The following is a 16,183-nucleotide window of genomic DNA, read 5'->3' on the forward strand; positions in this document are numbered from 1 at the left end:
AAACGCCCGGTCCCATTCCGAACCCGGAAGCTAAGCCCTCCAGCGCCGATGGTACTGCACTCGACAGGGTGTGGGAGAGTAGGACACCGCCGAACACAACTTGAACCAGACAACCCCCGACCATCACGGTCGGGGGTTGTCTGCATTCGAAACCACCTACAGTCACAACAGTATTCGTGGCCTTGCCCGTCGTCGGTATTCCTGAATTCCAGGGCTCCGACATCTGCACCGCAGGTCCCATCATTGCGATGCGGCCGCGCGTCTCGCCCCCACCCGGGTCGCACACGCGAGCGCACTCGCCAGACGCGAGCAGAACAGCGACACCAGACTGCGCGCACCTGACAAACGCACGCGCATTCGCATAATCCAGAGGTGTCAGCACCGCTGGTTGCCTCCAATAGTGCCGGCCGCCGACCTTTTACTGTCACCTCCCTCGCACACGCAAGCGCATTTCCCGTAGACAAAGGGAATCGGCGATGCCCAGCCGGGTCGGCCGGCTGACTTGTCGGTGCCAACCCTGGTCACAAACGCGTGCGCGTTTGCGAGACGCGAGCAGAACAGCGACACCAGACTGCGCGCACCTGACAAAAGCGCGCGCGTTTGCGGGCCGCCGAACCGGACTGAACCCCAACAAGTCGAGTACTGCTATCGAAGCTTGGCGATCGAAGTTCGCGGGCTTACGCAACACCTGGATTCTGCAGACGCGCTCGCCTTCGCGAGGCGCGCGCAGAATCGTCAGCGATTTCGTGAGCGTTCGACAAACGCGAGCGCGTTTGCGAGGGGGACCGGGCAAAAGACGGCCGAGTCGTCAGTGATGAAAACGGCAGGGACGCAGGGCATTACACCTACCGAGCCCAACGATCGGGTCAGGCGCGAACGGCTTCGGGCTCATCCTCCGCGACCTTGACGTCCTTCGGATTTGCGAGAACTGTTTCCGCAGACCGTCCGCGAAGGGTGACTGCATCACCGAATTCCCAACGATGTGCTTCCTCGTCAGCAGCGCCGTCGACGGCAGTCTTGGACGCGAGGATGGCTCCGGGCGAATTCTTTGCCAGTTCGGAGAGACGAGCGGCCTCGTTCACCGGGTCTCCGATAACGGTGTACTCGAATCTGGACTTTGCACCGACGTTGCCGGCAACCGCCCGTCCGGCAGCGACGCCGACAGCGGCGCTGCATTCGGGCACTTCCACCAACAACCGTCGAGCAATTGCCCGTGCTGCAGCCAGTGCGGAGCCGCAGTGGTCGGAAATTTCGTTCGGGGCTCCGAAGATGGCCAGCGCGGCGTCGCCCTCGAACTTGTTGATGAAGCCGCCGTGCTCGTCCACCTCGTCGACCACGACTGCGAAGAATCGGTTGAGTAGGTCCACGACCTCGGTAGGGGGCCGGGACGCTGCCAGCTCCGTCGATCCCACGAGGTCGATGAAGAACACTGCGATATCGCGTTCTTGTCCGCCGAGTTCGCTCTCGGACTGCAATGCCTTCTCGGCAACTTCGTGTCCGACGTGTCTGCCGAACAGATCACGGATCTTCTCTCGATCGCGCACACCGTCGGCCATGCGGTTGAAGCCACTCTGCAGCTCGCCGAGTTCGGTGCCGTCGTACACCGCAAGGCGGACGTCCATGTTGCCCTTCTCCACCTCGGCCATACCCGCGCGGACATTGTTGATGGGGGAGGTGGTCGCGAAGCCGCCCAGCACGGTCAACGCGAGTCCGAACACGATGGTGATGCCACCCAACGCGAGGATGGAGATGGCCAACTGAGTCGATGTGGTTTCGGGGTTGATGAAGCGGAAGATCGCGATGATCATCAAGCCGCTGACCGGGACGCCCGTTCCCAGTAGCCACGACAGGATGGAGCGGCCCATGACTCCTGCAATACGAATTCGTCGAGGATCACCGGCTTCGAGGGCCCGAGCGGCAGCGGGACGAAGCGCAAACTCACTGAGTAGGTAGCTGAACGCACAGACGACGGTGCCACCTGCTGCGATGGTGAACGCAACCTTGGGAATCGACGCCGAGTCGATGATCCCGTCGATCGTGGGGAGCAGCAGCAAGGCTCCGATCCAGAGCAGAATCTGGATTCGCGTCAGTCGCCAGGGCATTGCGAGTGTCGCGACCTGCTCCTCGCGGCTGGGTTGACGGTCTTCGATTGCCCACCGCAAGCTTCGCAGTGCGTGCGTGGTGCCCCAGACAGCACCGACGACGAATGCCACGAACACGTAGACCGGTACGACGATGTAGTTGACCCACCAGTACTTGCTCGGATCGAGCACGTTCGGTCCCGGCACGACAACGCTGATCAACACACCGACGATGACGGCGCCGATCAGGTTCGACAGGATGAGGAAGACCGTCAGCAACAGCTGGATGCGAACCCGTCGTCGGCGCGGGGACTCGGAGGTGTCGCCGAGCAGTCGGGAACCCAGGGGAGCGGCAGATCGTCTCAATTGCGGCATGGTCGTCACAGACTAACGGGGAGCCTGCCTTATGGTGGTCGAGTGCGTTTAGTTATTGCTCGTTGCCAAGTCGACTACGTCGGCCGTCTCACCGCACACCTTCCGTCGGCTCGCCGTCTGTTGCTCGTGAAGTCCGACGGATCGGTCAGCGTGCATGCGGACGACCGCGCGTACAAGCCGCTCAACTGGATGTCTCCGCCGTGTTGGATGGTCGAGACCACCGAAGACGAGACGATCAAATGGGTCGTCACCAACAAGGCGGGCGAAGAACTTCGGATCACCATCGACGACGTCGAGCTCGACTCGAGTCACGAGCTGGGCATAGACCCGGGTCTGGTGAAAGACGGTGTGGAGGCCCATCTTCAGGAGTTGTTGGCCGAGCACGTCAGCACCTTGGGGGACGGATACACCCTCGTCCGACGCGAATACATGACGGCTATCGGACCGGTGGATCTGCTGTGCCGCAACGCTGATGGCGGAACAGTGGCCGTCGAGATCAAGCGACGTGGTGAGATCGACGGCGTCGAGCAGTTGACCCGGTACCTGGAGCTTCTCAATCGTGATCCGCTGCTGGCCCCGGTGAGCGGAGTCTTCGCTGCCCAGGTCATCAAGCCGCAGGCGAAGACGCTGGCCACCGACCGCGGCATACGTTGTCTCACACTCGACTACGACGTCCTACGGGGAACCGACAGCACCGAGTTCCGTCTTTTCTGACGACTGTCGGCACGAATCGGCCTGTTCTCTACACTGGACGGGTGCCCCGTCGTAACCAACCCCGCCGACCGAATCGGAGCGGCCCGAGTGATCTCGGTCCGGCAACCGACTCGGTACTGGGTGGCAACCGGGTCGAGGTCGGTCCGGATGGAGACACATACACGACGCGGATGATCCCGGGTGCCAAGGCCGTCAAGACGTATCGCTGCCCCGGCTGCGATCACGAGGTGCGGCCGGGCGTCGCGCATATCGTCGCGTGGCCGTCGGACGATTTCGGAGGCGCGGACAACCGTAGACATTGGCACACCGGATGTTGGAGCGGCCGAAACACGCGAGGCCTTACCCGCAGGTGGTCGTAGCGGGGGAGGCCCAGCGTGTACTGCGAAGTCAGGACGCCGAGTCGGCCGATTCCTTCTCGTCCTCGGCCTTCGCGGCTGCCTTCTCTTCTTCCTTCTTGAGGATTGCCGTCGGGTCGGGATTGTCGAGCAGTTCGCTCTCGCGGTTGACCGAGGCGAGCATGGCCGGAACCGAATCGAGCTGTCCACGGATTCCGAGCAGCTGGGCGAGTACGCGGCTGCGCAGCACGCGCAACTCCTCGGCCAGTTCCTTGGAGTGGGCGATCCGCCGTTCGGCTTGTTCGCTGGCGGATTGAAGCCGTCGAGCAGCCTCGGTGGTTGCCTCCTCGATGCGGCGGGCAGCATCGGCCTTGCTCGACGCTTCGAGTTCTTCGAGCGCGGTCAGCACCTTGGTGCGGCGCTCGGCCATCGTGATCTCGAAATCTTCCTGAACCTTGGCGCGCTTGGCCTCGGACTCGGCGGCCAGCTTGTCGCGCTCGGCCTGCGCGGCCTCGACCACCCGGGCTGCCTCGGTGCGCGCCTGCGCCATGGTCTGCTGGTGCTCGGTCTCGAGCGCCGTCCGGCGCTCTTCGAGTTCTGCCACCAGTGACTCGTGCCGTCCCCGCAGTCGCGCACTCTCTTGCTGCGCAACCGAAATCATTTCCTCGGACTCCGAGTGCGCCTTGGCGCGTACCTCGGATGCCTCGTCGGAGGCCAACCGCAGCATGCGCGAGATGCGATCACTCATACCCTCCGCTGTGGTGGGCGGAACCGACAGGCGATCGATGTCCTTGCGCAGTTCGTCGATCTCGTCACGCGCGTCGTCGAGTTGCTTGGCCAGATCACGAGCCTGGGCTGCGGCCGCATCACGATCAGCGGTCGTCAGCCGGAGCTCGGCGTCGAACCGCTCGAAGTAGTTGGTGACTTCGTCGCGATCGAACCCCTTCCGGACGATGGAAAAGGGAAGTTGCACCGTGGAAGTGCGCTCATGATCGATGGCCATGGCCGTCAATTTACCGGTGAGTCAAGTGGAGAGCCATACGGCTCGTTCACAGAGTTCGATCAGTGCGCGTCGGGATTCGGCTCGACAAGTTCAATGAGCACGCCACCGGCGTCCTTGGGATGGACGAAGTTGATCCGAGAATCGGCAGTGCCCCGGCGCGGGGCGTCGTACAGCAGCCGAACGCCGCGGGCGCGCAACTCGGTCGAGATCTCCTCGATATCGGTGACGCGGTACGCCAACTGCTGAAGTCCCGGTCCGTTGCGTCCGATGAACTTGGCGATGGTGGACGACTCGTCGATCGGGGCGAGCAACTGCAGTGCAGCGGACTTCTCTCCGGCACCGGGGAACGAGAGCATCGCCTCGCGAACGCCCTGTTCTTCGTTGATCTCCTCGTGCACGGCGACCATGCCGAGGTGGTCGGTGTACCAGGCGATTGCGGCGTCGAGATCGGGCACCGCAACACCCACGTGGTCGATAGCCGTCACCAGGTCGGAGCGCAGCGGGGCTCCCGTGTAAGACTGCGTGCTGGAGGTCATGGCCATGACGTTAGCGCCAGCTGCGTTTCGGTGCTCCGCCCGGCCGGTATCGGTAGGGGGCGTCGGAGCGTTGATCTCGACAAGGCCGTCTTCACACTTTCGGAGGAAATCGTGACCACAACAGTCATCGTTGCCGGTGCTCGTACGCCCGTCGGGCGCTTCTCGGGCGCACTCAAGGACTTCTCGGGATCGGACCTCGGCGGAATCGCCATCAAGGGTGCCCTCGAGAAGGCCGGTGTTGCACCGGATCAGGTCGACTACGTCATCATGGGACAGGTTCTGACCGCCGGAGCCGGCCAGATCCCGGCCCGTCAGGCTGCCGTCGCCGCCGGCATTCCGATGACCGTGCCTGCACTGACGATCAACAAAGTGTGTCTTTCCGGCGTCGACGCGATCGCGCTGGCCGATCAGCTCATTCGCGCCGGTGAGTTCGAGATCGTCGTCGCTGGTGGACAGGAGTCGATGACCCAGGCCCCGCACATGCTCGAGAAGTCGCGCGCCGGGTTCAAGTACGGCGACGTCACGATGCGTGATCACCTCGCATACGACGGTTTGTACGACATCTTCACCGACCAGGCCATGGGCGCACTCACCGAGCAGCGGAACCAGAGTGCCGAAGCCATCAGCCGCGAGGAGCAAGACGCTTTCGCTGCCGCGTCGCATCAGAAAGCCGCAACCGCCTGGAAGAACGGCGTATTCGACAACGAGGTTGTCGCCGTGTCCGTACCGCAGCGCAAGGGCGATCCGATCCAGGTCACGCAAGACGAAGGCATCCGCGCCGACACCACGGTCGATTCACTCGGCAAACTTCGACCCGCCTTCGACAAGGCCGGAACCGTCACCGCGGGATCGGCGTCGCAGATTTCCGACGGTGCTGCCGCCGTCGTCGTGATGAGCAAGGACAAGGCCGAGTCGCTCGGTTTGACCTGGCTCGCCGAGATCGGTGCCCACGGAGTCGTGGCCGGTCCCGACTCCACGCTGCAGTCGCAGCCGGCCCGGGCGATCGCCAAGGCGTGCGAGAAGGACGGCATCGATCCGAAGGACCTCGACGTCGTCGAGATCAACGAGGCGTTCGCGGCGGTCGGAATCGCCTCGACACGCGAGCTCGGCATCGATCCGGAGATCGTGAACGTCAACGGTGGCGCGATCTCCATCGGACATCCCCTCGGCATGTCCGGTGCCCGCATCGCATTGCACTTGGCCCTCGAGCTGCAGCGACGCGGCGGCGGAGTCGGCGCAGCCGCACTGTGCGGCGGCGGTGGACAGGGCGACGCCCTCATCGTTCGAGTACCGAAGAAGTAGGACCGCGGTGGCTCTGGTCGGGAGTGAGACCAGAGCCACTACGTTCTGTCGTAGCAAACCGGGCACAATGGCTGGCATGACCAACTTCTTCAACCTGAGCAGCACGGCCACCCGCTTCCGTTTCATCGCTGTACTCGAAGCGTTCACCTGGCTGGGACTGCTGATCGGAATGGCGTTCAAGTACATCCCCGCCGATGGCAACGAAATCGGCGTGAAGATCTTCGGGCCGATCCATGGCGGCGTGTTCGTCGTGTACCTGGGCATCGCGGTGTTGACGGCAGTGAAGTTGAAGTGGGACGTCAAGGCAACACTGCTGGCGCTCGTCGCAGCGTTCCCGCCGTTCGGCACGGTGATCTTCGAGGTCTGGGCCGCGCGCACCGGACGCCTCGCCGAGCTGAGCACGGACCGACCCGTAGCCGACGCGAAGGTCCTGTCCTGACTGCCCGCCAGTGGATGACGCATCGGGTTAGTGACAAACTGTAGGACGTGACTCGACCCGGTTCCCGTCCTCCCGTCCGCCCGTCAGCTGCCGTCCCCGCCTCGATCGCCGGTGCTGTCGACCTGTCCGTTCTCAAGGACCGTCCGGCACCTGCTCCCGCGGCCCAGCCCGCCGGTGAATCCGGGGGACTCGCACCGATCGTGGACGTGACCGCGGCGACGTTCGAGGCCGAGGTTCTGCAACGATCCACTCAGGTCCCGGTGATCGTCGATCTCGGTTCGGCCCGCTCCCCGCAATCGCAGGCGTTGACGCGACAGCTCGGCCAACTGGCCGTCGAGGCAGGCGGCACGTGGGTGCTGGCCCGCGTCGACGTCGATTCCAATCCACAGATCGCGCAAGCGTTCGGTGTGCAAGCGATTCCGACGGTGGTTGCCGTTGCGGCCGGTCAGCCGCTGGCCGACTTCCAAGGAACTCAGTCGGACGAGCAGCTGCGTCAGTGGCTGCAGGCCGTCGAGCAGGCGACTGCAGGAAAGCTCACCGGGCCTCCCGGGGCGGCTGCCGCCGAACCGGAACCCGAGATCGAGGACCCCAGAATCGTCGCTGCCGAGGAAGCCATCGACGAGGGCGACTTCGACAAGGCAGAAGCTGCCTACCAGGCGATCATCGACGCCGAACCAAAGAACACCGACGCCGTCGCGGCGCTGCGTCAGGTCAGGTTCTTGGCTCGGGTGCAGAATATTGCACCTGACGCCATCGAGATCGCCGACGCCGATCCCGCGAACGTGCAGGCCCGGATCGAGGCCGCGGACGCCGAGATGGCTGCTCAGCAACCGGAGCAGGCTTTCGCTCGGTTGATCGACGGCATCAAGATCAGTGCGGGCGACGACCGGACCGCACTGCGCACTCGACTTCTCGAGCTGTTCGAGTTGTTCGACGCAGCCGATCCGCTGGTGGTGTCCGCGCGGCGCAAACTCGCGTCCGCTCTGTACTGAGTTCCTCAGCTGTAGCGCGAGTCGCACAGCTCCTTGCCGCCGAGTACTCCCGAGCGGAAGGCGTCGACTCGGGAGAATCCGGATGGCAGCGTCGTTCCGTTGACGTCGCTGGCTGCGAGTCCGTCGCTGAGTAGGCCCGACACCGCCTCGTCGAGATCGCCGGGGGAGAGAAAGACTTCGAGGCCCGTCGAACCGTTCTCGGCGCTCATCGCCGAGGTGATGACCCCGGACAGGCACGCCGAACGCAGAGCGGTCTGCGGGTCGTCGAGGGTCTGGCCGGCTTCCTTCTGCACCGCGAGCGTGTAGCGGGAGGCGAACAGCACGTACGCGCTGTAGTCACCGGAGACGTTGAGCGGCAATATGTCTCCGCGCTGCGGGGTCTCGGGCTGGCCGACTTCGGCCAGGGCCTCGACGTCGACGCCGATGGTATTGGTCGAGGGGCAGTACGACACCGGCGCAGTGGCTTCGGCGTCGGCGCATCCGACGTCCGAACCGGTGTAGTCGACGGCCGGGGGAGCGGTGACGGGCAGTACCTGCTCGAAGGATCGAGTGAAGGCGTCGAGGGAGTCCTCGGTGACCGGTAGTTCACCCGAGTCGTCGGGATCATCGAACTTCTGCGGCAACGATGCTCGACGCGAGTCGATTTCGGCCTCGTCGATGCTCGTGCATGCCCCGGCACCGTCGGTGAAGCCGATCTGCACAGCCGTGACGCGCTCGAAGGCAGAGCCGTGCACCGATTCCGGATCGTTGGGATCGACATCGCGCACGGCGACGGTCGCGGCGAGAACGCCGTTGAGTCCGTCGGAGGTATTGATGGTGAAGTGCGGCGAATCGTCCTCTGCGACATGGCGAATGAACGCGCCGGCAAAACAGTCGGCCTGTTGCTCGGCCACGATAGTCGGTGTGTCGTCACCGACGAGTCCCGATTGATGCTGGATGGCATGACCGTATTCGTGTGCGATCACCATCACCACCGACATCGGTCCGAATGCGTCGACCAGAGCAGGAAGCAGAATGGTGCGATCCCACCCGATCGAGTCGTCGCGTGTGCAATACGCGGCATTGGGGACACCACCGGTTCGGTCTCCGCAGAACCTGACGCCGGATCCCTCGTCCTCGGACGCGTCCCACGAGACCACGTTCGAGATCGGTGTGAACGAGCCCTTGAAGAGGGCCGGGTACTGCTGGGCCCAGAACTGTTGAATGTCGTCGATCGCGTTGGTGGCGAGGACATCGGAGTCGGTGCCCTCGGCGTTCTCGACCTCGATCGTCGAATCGGGGACACCCGGTCGTGGCCCGCTCGGTCCGCTCGTGACCGGCAGTCCGGCGACAGTGAACGGGTTCTCGTAGATGGACACGGCGTTACCGCCGACAGTCTGCGCGCACGAGGCGAGGAGAAGGAGTCCTGCAGTGGCGGCCGCGGCCAGTAGTCGGGGTGTGCGGCCGCCACTCATCTATCGCTCCAGTTTTATCCAGATCGCCCCGTTGGCGGGAAGTGCGACCTGGCCTGACGCCGGTCGACCGTGCCACGAGTGCGATGTTGCCGTCACTTCACCCAGGTTGCCCATTCCGGAGCCGCCGTATTCCGTTGCATCGGTGTTCAGAATCTCGATCCAACGGCCGGGTTCCGGTAGTCCCACACGATAGCTGCCGTGCTCGGAACCGGAGAAGTTGAAAATACACGCGATGACCGAACCGTCGGACCCGTACCGCAGAAAGCTCAGCACGTTGTTCTCGGTGTCGTTGGCGTCGATCCACGAGTACCCGCTCGGCGAGGTGTCGAGTGTCCACAATGCCGGATGCGACTTGTACGTCGAGTTCAGATCGGAGACAAGGGATTTGACGCCGTTGTGCAGGGGCTCCTCGTCGATCTGGTACCAGTCGAGGCCGCGTTCTTCGGACCATTCACGGGTCTGGCCGAACTCCTGGCCCATGAACAGCAGTTGCTTGCCCGGGTGCGCCCACATGTAGGCGAGCATGCCGCGCAGCCCTGCTGCCTTGGTGTAGTCGTCACCGGGCATCCGAGTCCACAGCGTCCCCTTGCCGTGCACCACCTCGTCGTGGCTGATCGGGAGCAGGTAGTTCTCGCTCCACGCGTAGACGAGGGAGAAGGTGATCTCGTGGTGGTGGTAGCTGCGATGGATCGGATCACGCCCGAGGAATCCCAGGGTGTCGTGCATCCAGCCCATGTTCCACTTCATGTTGAAGCCGAGTCCGCCGACGTTCGTCGGGCGGGTGACACCGGGCCATGCCGTCGACTCCTCGGCCACGGTGACGACGCCGCGGTGCTTCTTGTGCACCGTCGCGTTCATCTCCTGCAGGAACGTGACGGCCTCGAGGTTCTCCCGGCCGCCGTAGATGTTCGGCGACCAACCGCCCTCGGGGCGGGAGTAATCCAGGTACAGCATCGATGCCACGGCGTCGACACGGAGGCCGTCGATGTGGAACTCGTCGATCCAGTACAGCGCGTTCGCGACCAGGAAGTTGCGCACCTCTCGGCGGCCGAAGTCGAAAACAAGTGTGCCCCAGTCGAGTTGCTCGCCGCGCTGCGGGTCGCCGTGTTCGTAGAGCGGGCCGCCGTCGAATCGAGCGAGGGCCCACTCGTCCTTGGGGAAGTGCGCAGGCACCCAATCGACGATGACGCCGATTCCGGCGCTGTGCAGATGATCGACGAAGTAGCGGAAATCGTCGGGGCTGCCGAAACGTGATGTGGGTGCGTAGTAGGACGTGACCTGGTAGCCCCACGACCCGCCGAAGGGGTGCTCCGCGACCGGGAGGAGCTCGACGTGGGTGAAGCCGGTTTCGGTGATGTACTCGGCCAATTGCTCGGCCAGTTCGCGGTAACCCAGGCCCGGTCGCCACGACGCCAGGTGGATCTCGTAGACACTCATCGGTGCCTGCGTTGGCTCGATTCCGGCCCTGGTGTCGAGCCACTTCTCGTCGTTCCACGTGTACGACGACGCGGTGACGACCGATGCGGTCGACGGCGGAACCTCGGTGGCAAAGGCCATCGGGTCTGCCTTGTCCTTGACCGAACCGTCGGCACCGTGAACGCGGAACTTGTACAACGCACCCGGCGCGATGTCGGGAACGAAGAGCTCCCACACACCGGTCGAGCCCAGTACTCGCATGGGCCAGCTGCGGCCGGTCCAGCCGTCGAAGTCGCCGACGAGGGTGACGCCCTGCGCTGCGGGGGCCCACACTGCGAACGAGGTGCCGACCACTGGACCGTCCGGTGTCGCGTACGACTGCTGATGCGCGCCGAGGATGTCCCACAGCCGCTCGTGCCGACCCTCACCGAACAGATGTAGGTCGAGCTCGCCGAGAGTGGGGAGGAACCGGTATCCGTCGGCGGATTCGGAGACGTGCCCGCCGGGCCACGTCACGACGAGCCGATAGTCGATCAGGTCCTCGAACGGCAGCAGCGCCGAGAAGACCCCGTGCGCGACGTGGGTCAGCTCGTGGTCGACACCGCCGACTCGGGCGACGACCTTCTCGGCGTCGGGCTTGAGCGCTCGGATGGCCGTTCCGCCGGGTACCGGATGGGCACCGAGAACGGAATGCGGGTTGTAGTGCCGACCCGCCGCGATGAGTTCCAGATCGTTGTCGGACGGGGCTGCGACGGTGTCTTCGGGCGTCGTCGGATTCTTGGTCACGTTGAATCCACTCACTTTCGGTTGCCGCGGTAGGCCAGTTCGATTCGTGCCGGGTAGGGAATGTGGGGGAGCGTGAAGATGTGCGCCACCGACGTCCAGGGCTCGAGTCGGACGAAATTGGTGTGGCCCCAGTCGTAATGAACGCCGCTCACCTCGTCCTTGATCGTGAGGGTGTCCTGCCAGTCGTGGCCGAGGGCAGGCATGTCCAGGTGGATGGTGCCTTCCTCGGCCCCGAACGGGTTGAGGTTGATCACCACCAGAACCGAGTCGCCGGTCTGCGGGTCGAACTTCGAGTACCCGATCAACGCCTCGTTGTCGATGGTGTGAAAGTGGATGTTGCGAAGCTGCTGCAGCGCCGGATGCGCACGCCTGATCGCGTTCAGCGTGGTGATCCAGGGCTCGAGCGACTCGCCTCGGGCGAGCGCACCCTCGAAGTCGCGCGGACGCAACTGGTACTTCTCCGAGTCCAGGTACTCCTCGCTGCCCTCACGCACGGCCTGGTGCTCGAACAGCTCGTACCCGGAGTAGACGCCCCAGGTCGGTGCCATCGTCGCCGCGAGAGCCGCTCGCAGAGCGAACATTCCGGGCCCGCCGTGCTGCAGGCTCTCGTGCAGGATGTCCGGGGTGTTGACGAACAGGTTCGGGCGCGCGTCGTCGGCGCGTCGAGCATGTTCCTCGGCGAACTCGGTCAGCTCCCACTTGGCGGTACGCCAGGTGAAGTACGTGTAGGACTGGGTGAACCCGCGCTGTGCCAATCCGTACATGCGAACCGGCCTGGTGAATGCCTCGGCAAGGAAGAGCACGTCCGGGTCGGTCTTCTTGACCTCGGCGATGAGCCACTCCCAGAAGTCCGGTGGCTTGGTGTGTGGGTTGTCGACTCGGAAGACCTTGACCCCCAGCGAGATCCAATACCGGACCACGCGCAGTACCTCTTCGTAGATGCCGCGTCGGTCGTTGTCGAAGTTGACCGGGTAGATGTCCTGATACTTCTTCGGAGGGTTCTCGGCGTAGGCGATTGTGCCGTCCGGCAGCACGGTGAACCACTCGGAATGTGTTGCAGCCCAAGGATGATCGGGTGCGGCCTGGAGGGCGAGGTCGAGTGCCACTTCCAAGTTGTGCTCCTGCGCGGCGGCTACGAAGGCACGGAAATCGTCCTCGGTTCCCAATTCGGGATGAATGGCGTCGTGCCCGCCGTCCTTGGATCCGATCGCCCACGGCGACCCGACGTCCTCGGGGCCCGGAGTCAACGTGTTGTTCGGACCCTTGCGGTTGATCGTGCCGATCGGGTGGATCGGCGGCAGATAGACGATGTCGAATCCCATCCGCTGGATGCGGGGCAACTGCTCGATCGACGTTGCGAACGTGCCGTGCCGCGGCGATCCGTCCTCGTTCCACCCGCCGGTCGATCGAGGGAAGAACTCGTACCAGGCACCGTTGAGAGCGAGATTGCGATCGACCCAGATGTTGACCGCGCGCGAGCGGGTCACCAGCTCGCGCAGCGGGTGCGCGAACAGCAGTTCGGCGACCGACGACGCGAACGCCGACGACACTCGGGCCGGCAGCGGTCGGTCGGTGTCGCGCAGCGCGGCAGCGACGTCGGCCAGCAGTTGCCTGCTTTCGGCAGGAACCCCGGTGGCGGCGCGCAGGAACAGGCGCGCCCCGATCTCCAGATCGTTCGCGAGTTCGTGCGCGCTCTGGCCCACTCCGAGCTTGGCTTCCACGGCATGCCGCCAGGTGCTGATCGGATCGCTCCACGCTTCGATGCGGCAGATCCAGTAGCCCGGCCGAGAGGGGACGAACACCGCGTCGAACGTGTCGGGTTCGCGGCCCGGTGTCATCGGGATGCGTTCGAGTTTGCCTCCCGGTCCGCGCACCGACAGTGTCGCGGCCACCGCGTCGTGACCCTCGCGCCAGACGTCGGCGGAGACTGGAAACGTCTCGCCCACCACCGCTTTCGCGGGGTACTTCCCGGTCGTCGTATCTGGAAGGACATTGTCGATACCAAGTCGACCTGTCACTTCACACTCCATTCTTCGCTAGAGGTATGGCTGCGCGGGCGCAACCTCTGATCGAACCGATATTGGTGTGCTTCTATTCGTCAACCGTAATGCAGCAATGCAGATAGCGCGTGCGCCGACGCATACTGCCCGCGACGGGCACCGCGGTGCAGATTTCGCGTAAGCCGCCCATCGACACAGGTGTCCGTGGGTAGGGTTCGATCCTGTGAAAGCTTTGCGCCGATTCACCGTCCGAGCCCATCTTCCCGCCCGCTTGAATGCCCTCGCCGAGCTCTCGACAAACCTCAGGTGGTCGTGGCACTCGGCGACGCAGGATCTGTTCGAGCACATCGATCCACTGTTGTGGACCGAACTCGAGCGCGATCCGGTGGCCGTACTGGGAGCCGTCGCACCCGCGCGGCTCGAGGAACTCGCGGCCGACGAGCGTTTTCTGGCCGAGCTGGACGCCGCCGAGGCGGATCTGCACGACTACCTCGCCCGTCCGCTCTGGTACCAGAACGAGCTGTCGAAGGGGCGGGCTCTGCCGTCGGGCATCGGGTATTTCTCCATGGAGTTCGGTGTCACCGAAGTGCTGCCGAACTACTCGGGCGGGCTCGGCATCTTGGCCGGGGACCACCTCAAGGAGGCCTCCGACCTGGGCCTGCCGTTGATCGGTGTCGGCCTGCTCTATCGCTCGGGGTATTTCCGCCAGTCGCTGACTGCCGACGGCTGGCAGGCCGAACGCTATCCGTCCCTCGACCCGCACGGTCTGCCGCTGCGGTTGCTCACCGACGACGGCGATTCTCCGGTGCTGATCCATGTGTCGATGCCGGGATCTCGCGTTCTGCGGGCGCGTGTGTGGATCGCCCAGGTGGGGCGCGTCCCGCTGTTGTTGCTCGACTCCGACATCGCCGACAACGATCCCGAGCTGCGCGGGGTGACCGACCGGTTGTACGGCGGCGACCAGGATCACCGCATCAAGCAGGAGATCCTCGCCGGTATCGGCGGAGTACGAGCGATCCGGGCCTACACCCGTGCACACGGACTGCCCGACCCCGAGGTGTTCCACATGAACGAGGGCCACGCCGGCTTCTTGGGCGTCGAACGCATCCGCGAACTCGTCACCTCGGGAACCCTGGATTTCGACGCGGCGCTGGCTGCGGTGCGGGCCGGCACCGTCTTCACCACCCACACCCCTGTCCCCGCCGGAATCGACCGGTTTCCGGCCGATCTGGTGCGGCACTACTTCGGAAGTGCGGACGGCGGTGCGGACTCGGCGCTGCTACCGGGTTTGGCGATGGATCGAATCCTCGCCCTCGGCGGCGAGAGTGACGCCTCGGTGTTCAACATGGCGCACATGGGATTGCGGCTCGGCCAACGAGCCAACGGTGTGTCGAAACTCCACGGCATCGTCAGCCGCGAGATGTTCAACGGTCTGTGGCCGGGATTCGATGCGTCCGAGGTGCCGATCGGATCGGTCACCAACGGCGTCCATGCCCCGACGTGGTCTGCTCGGGAATGGGCACAGGAGGGGGAGATGTCCTCGGAGCGCGTGTGGTCCACACGTAACGCTCTGCGTGCGCAGTTGGTGGACGAGGTACGCCGCCGAGTGCGGCGGTCGGCACTCGAACGCGGTTCCACGCAAGCCGAGATCAATTGGACCGCAAGTGTTTTCGATCCGAACGTGCTGACCGTCGGGTTCGCTCGACGCGTACCGACGTACAAGCGACTGACTCTGATGCTGCGCGAACCCGAGCGACTGCGGGCGATGTTGCTGGACCCGGAACGGCCGGTCCAACTCGTGGTCGCAGGCAAGTCGCATCCCGCCGACGACGGCGGAAAGGCGCTCATTCAGCAGATCGTCAGATTCGCCGATCAAGCCGACGTGCGGCACCGCATCGTGTTCCTGCCCGACTACGACATGTCCATGGCGCGCTTCCTGTACTGGGGATGCGATGTATGGCTGAACAATCCGCTGCGGCCGCTCGAAGCGTGTGGCACCTCGGGCATGAAATCGGCACTCAACGGCGGCCTCAACCTCTCGATCCGCGACGGCTGGTGGGACGAGATGTACGACGGCGAGAACGGCTGGGCCATCCCGACGGCCGATGGTGTCACCGACGACAATCGACGGGACGATCTCGAAGCAGCTGCTCTGTACGAGCTGCTCGAACAGGCTGTGCTGCCCAAGTTCTACGACCGCGGCGAGGACGGCGTGCCCGGTCGATGGATCGAAATGGTGCGGCACACCCTCGAACAGCTGGGCCCGAAGGTGTTGGCGTCGAGAATGGTTCAGGACTACACGCTCGGCTACTACGCGCCTGCTGCCGAGTCCGCTCGTGCGGCGTCGGCCGACGGTCACCGCGGTGCCACGGACGTGGCGTCGTACCGTCGCCGCATCGAACAGGCTTGGGGCGCAGTGAAAGTCACCCGCGTCGACAGTGAGGGGCTACCGGATACTCCGGTGATCGGTGCGGAACTGTCGCTGCGCGCGAACGTCGATCTCGGCGGCTTGGACGCGGCGGACGTCGTGGTGCAGGCGGTGGTCGGTCGCGCCGATGACGAGGAGAACCTCACCGACATCTCGGCGACGCCCATGACGCACGTGGGCACGGAGGGCGGCGAGCACGTCTATGCCGGCGAGAGCACGCTGCCGCACAGCGGCGCAGTGGGATACACCGTGCGGGTGCTGCCGCATCACGACGGCCTGGCCTCGGATGCCGAGCTCGGATTGGTCTCGACTCCGTAGCGGT

At 64.5% G+C, this 16,183-nt stretch carries 12 protein-coding genes and 1 rRNA gene; 7 read left to right on the plus strand and 6 right to left on the minus strand.

Going from position 1 to position 16,183, the window contains the following annotated elements; all coding sequences use genetic code 11:
• Window positions 1-95: ribosomal RNA gene (gene rrf, locus ACQR3T_RS18245) — 5S ribosomal RNA — on the plus strand; the annotation flags it as partial.
• Between the two features lie 771 nt (window positions 96-866).
• Here the strand turns inward: rrf and ACQR3T_RS18250 are convergent.
• Window positions 867-2,456: an adenylate/guanylate cyclase domain-containing protein gene (locus tag ACQR3T_RS18250; RefSeq protein ID WP_428694417.1), complete on the minus strand. Its 1,590-nt coding sequence runs from the start codon at window positions 2,454-2,456 to the stop codon at window positions 867-869.
• Between the two features lie 42 nt (window positions 2,457-2,498).
• Here ACQR3T_RS18250 and nucS point away from each other — a divergent pair, with 42 nt between their 5' ends.
• Both nucS and ACQR3T_RS18260 read left to right on the plus strand, forming a co-directional pair.
• A complete protein-coding gene (nucS, locus tag ACQR3T_RS18255; RefSeq protein WP_037177141.1) occupies window positions 2,499-3,170 on the plus strand; it encodes an endonuclease NucS in 672 nt (223 codons plus the stop codon).
• 41 nt (window positions 3,171-3,211) lie between these two features.
• Window positions 3,212-3,529 carry a hypothetical protein gene (locus tag ACQR3T_RS18260; RefSeq protein WP_032375952.1) on the plus strand — a complete coding sequence of 106 codons (318 nt, stop codon included), beginning with the start codon at window positions 3,212-3,214 and terminating at the stop codon, window positions 3,527-3,529.
• A gap of 28 nt (window positions 3,530-3,557) precedes the next feature.
• Here the strand turns inward: ACQR3T_RS18260 and ACQR3T_RS18265 are convergent, their stop codons facing one another.
• Together ACQR3T_RS18265 and mce are read right to left on the minus strand one after the other, a co-directional pair.
• Window positions 3,558-4,508 carry a hypothetical protein gene (locus ACQR3T_RS18265; RefSeq protein ID WP_032375953.1) on the minus strand — a complete coding sequence of 317 codons (951 nt, stop codon included), beginning with the start codon at window positions 4,506-4,508 and terminating at the stop codon, window positions 3,558-3,560.
• A gap of 59 nt (window positions 4,509-4,567) precedes the next feature.
• Complete coding sequence (gene mce, locus ACQR3T_RS18270) at window positions 4,568-5,050, minus strand: methylmalonyl-CoA epimerase (RefSeq protein WP_371828250.1); 483 nt, start codon at window positions 5,048-5,050, stop codon at window positions 4,568-4,570.
• 105 nt (window positions 5,051-5,155) lie between these two features.
• Between mce and ACQR3T_RS18275 the strand changes: the two genes are divergently transcribed.
• From ACQR3T_RS18275 to ACQR3T_RS18285, 3 genes are all read left to right on the plus strand, one after another.
• Window positions 5,156-6,346, plus strand: a complete 1,191-nt coding sequence (locus tag ACQR3T_RS18275) for an acetyl-CoA C-acetyltransferase (RefSeq protein ID WP_428694418.1) — start codon at window positions 5,156-5,158, stop codon at window positions 6,344-6,346.
• Between the two features lie 67 nt (window positions 6,347-6,413).
• Window positions 6,414-6,785, plus strand: coding sequence for a DUF3817 domain-containing protein (locus ACQR3T_RS18280; protein ID WP_428694419.1), 372 nt, complete (start codon window positions 6,414-6,416; stop codon window positions 6,783-6,785).
• Window positions 6,786-6,889: 104 nt separating this feature from the next.
• A complete protein-coding gene (locus ACQR3T_RS18285) occupies window positions 6,890-7,777 on the plus strand; it encodes a tetratricopeptide repeat protein (RefSeq protein ID WP_428694711.1) in 888 nt (295 codons plus the stop codon).
• A 5-nt stretch (window positions 7,778-7,782) separates the two neighbouring features.
• On the opposite strand, the gene ACQR3T_RS18290 is transcribed toward ACQR3T_RS18285, so the two are convergent.
• From ACQR3T_RS18290 to ACQR3T_RS18300, 3 genes are read right to left on the minus strand one after another with little or no spacing between them, the layout of a single operon-like run.
• The gene (locus ACQR3T_RS18290; RefSeq protein WP_428694420.1) at window positions 7,783-9,231 is read right to left on the minus strand and encodes a metallopeptidase; all 1,449 of its coding nucleotides are present in this window, start codon (window positions 9,229-9,231) and stop codon (window positions 7,783-7,785) included.
• Complete coding sequence (glgB, locus tag ACQR3T_RS18295; protein WP_037151345.1) at window positions 9,232-11,433, minus strand: 1,4-alpha-glucan branching protein GlgB; 2,202 nt, start codon at window positions 11,431-11,433, stop codon at window positions 9,232-9,234. It lies immediately after the preceding gene.
• A gap of 11 nt (window positions 11,434-11,444) precedes the next feature.
• A complete protein-coding gene (locus ACQR3T_RS18300) occupies window positions 11,445-13,451 on the minus strand; it encodes an alpha-1,4-glucan--maltose-1-phosphate maltosyltransferase (protein ID WP_037177145.1) in 2,007 nt (668 codons plus the stop codon).
• Between the two features lie 205 nt (window positions 13,452-13,656).
• On the opposite strand from ACQR3T_RS18300, the gene glgP reads away from it, so the two are divergent.
• Window positions 13,657-16,179, plus strand: coding sequence for an alpha-glucan family phosphorylase (gene glgP / locus ACQR3T_RS18305; protein ID WP_428694421.1), 2,523 nt, complete (start codon window positions 13,657-13,659; stop codon window positions 16,177-16,179).
• The last annotated feature ends 4 nt before the right edge of the window (window positions 16,180-16,183 follow it).

This window comes from Rhodococcus sp. IEGM1428 (genome assembly GCF_050321865.1).
GTDB lineage: Bacteria > Actinomycetota > Actinomycetes > Mycobacteriales > Mycobacteriaceae > Rhodococcoides.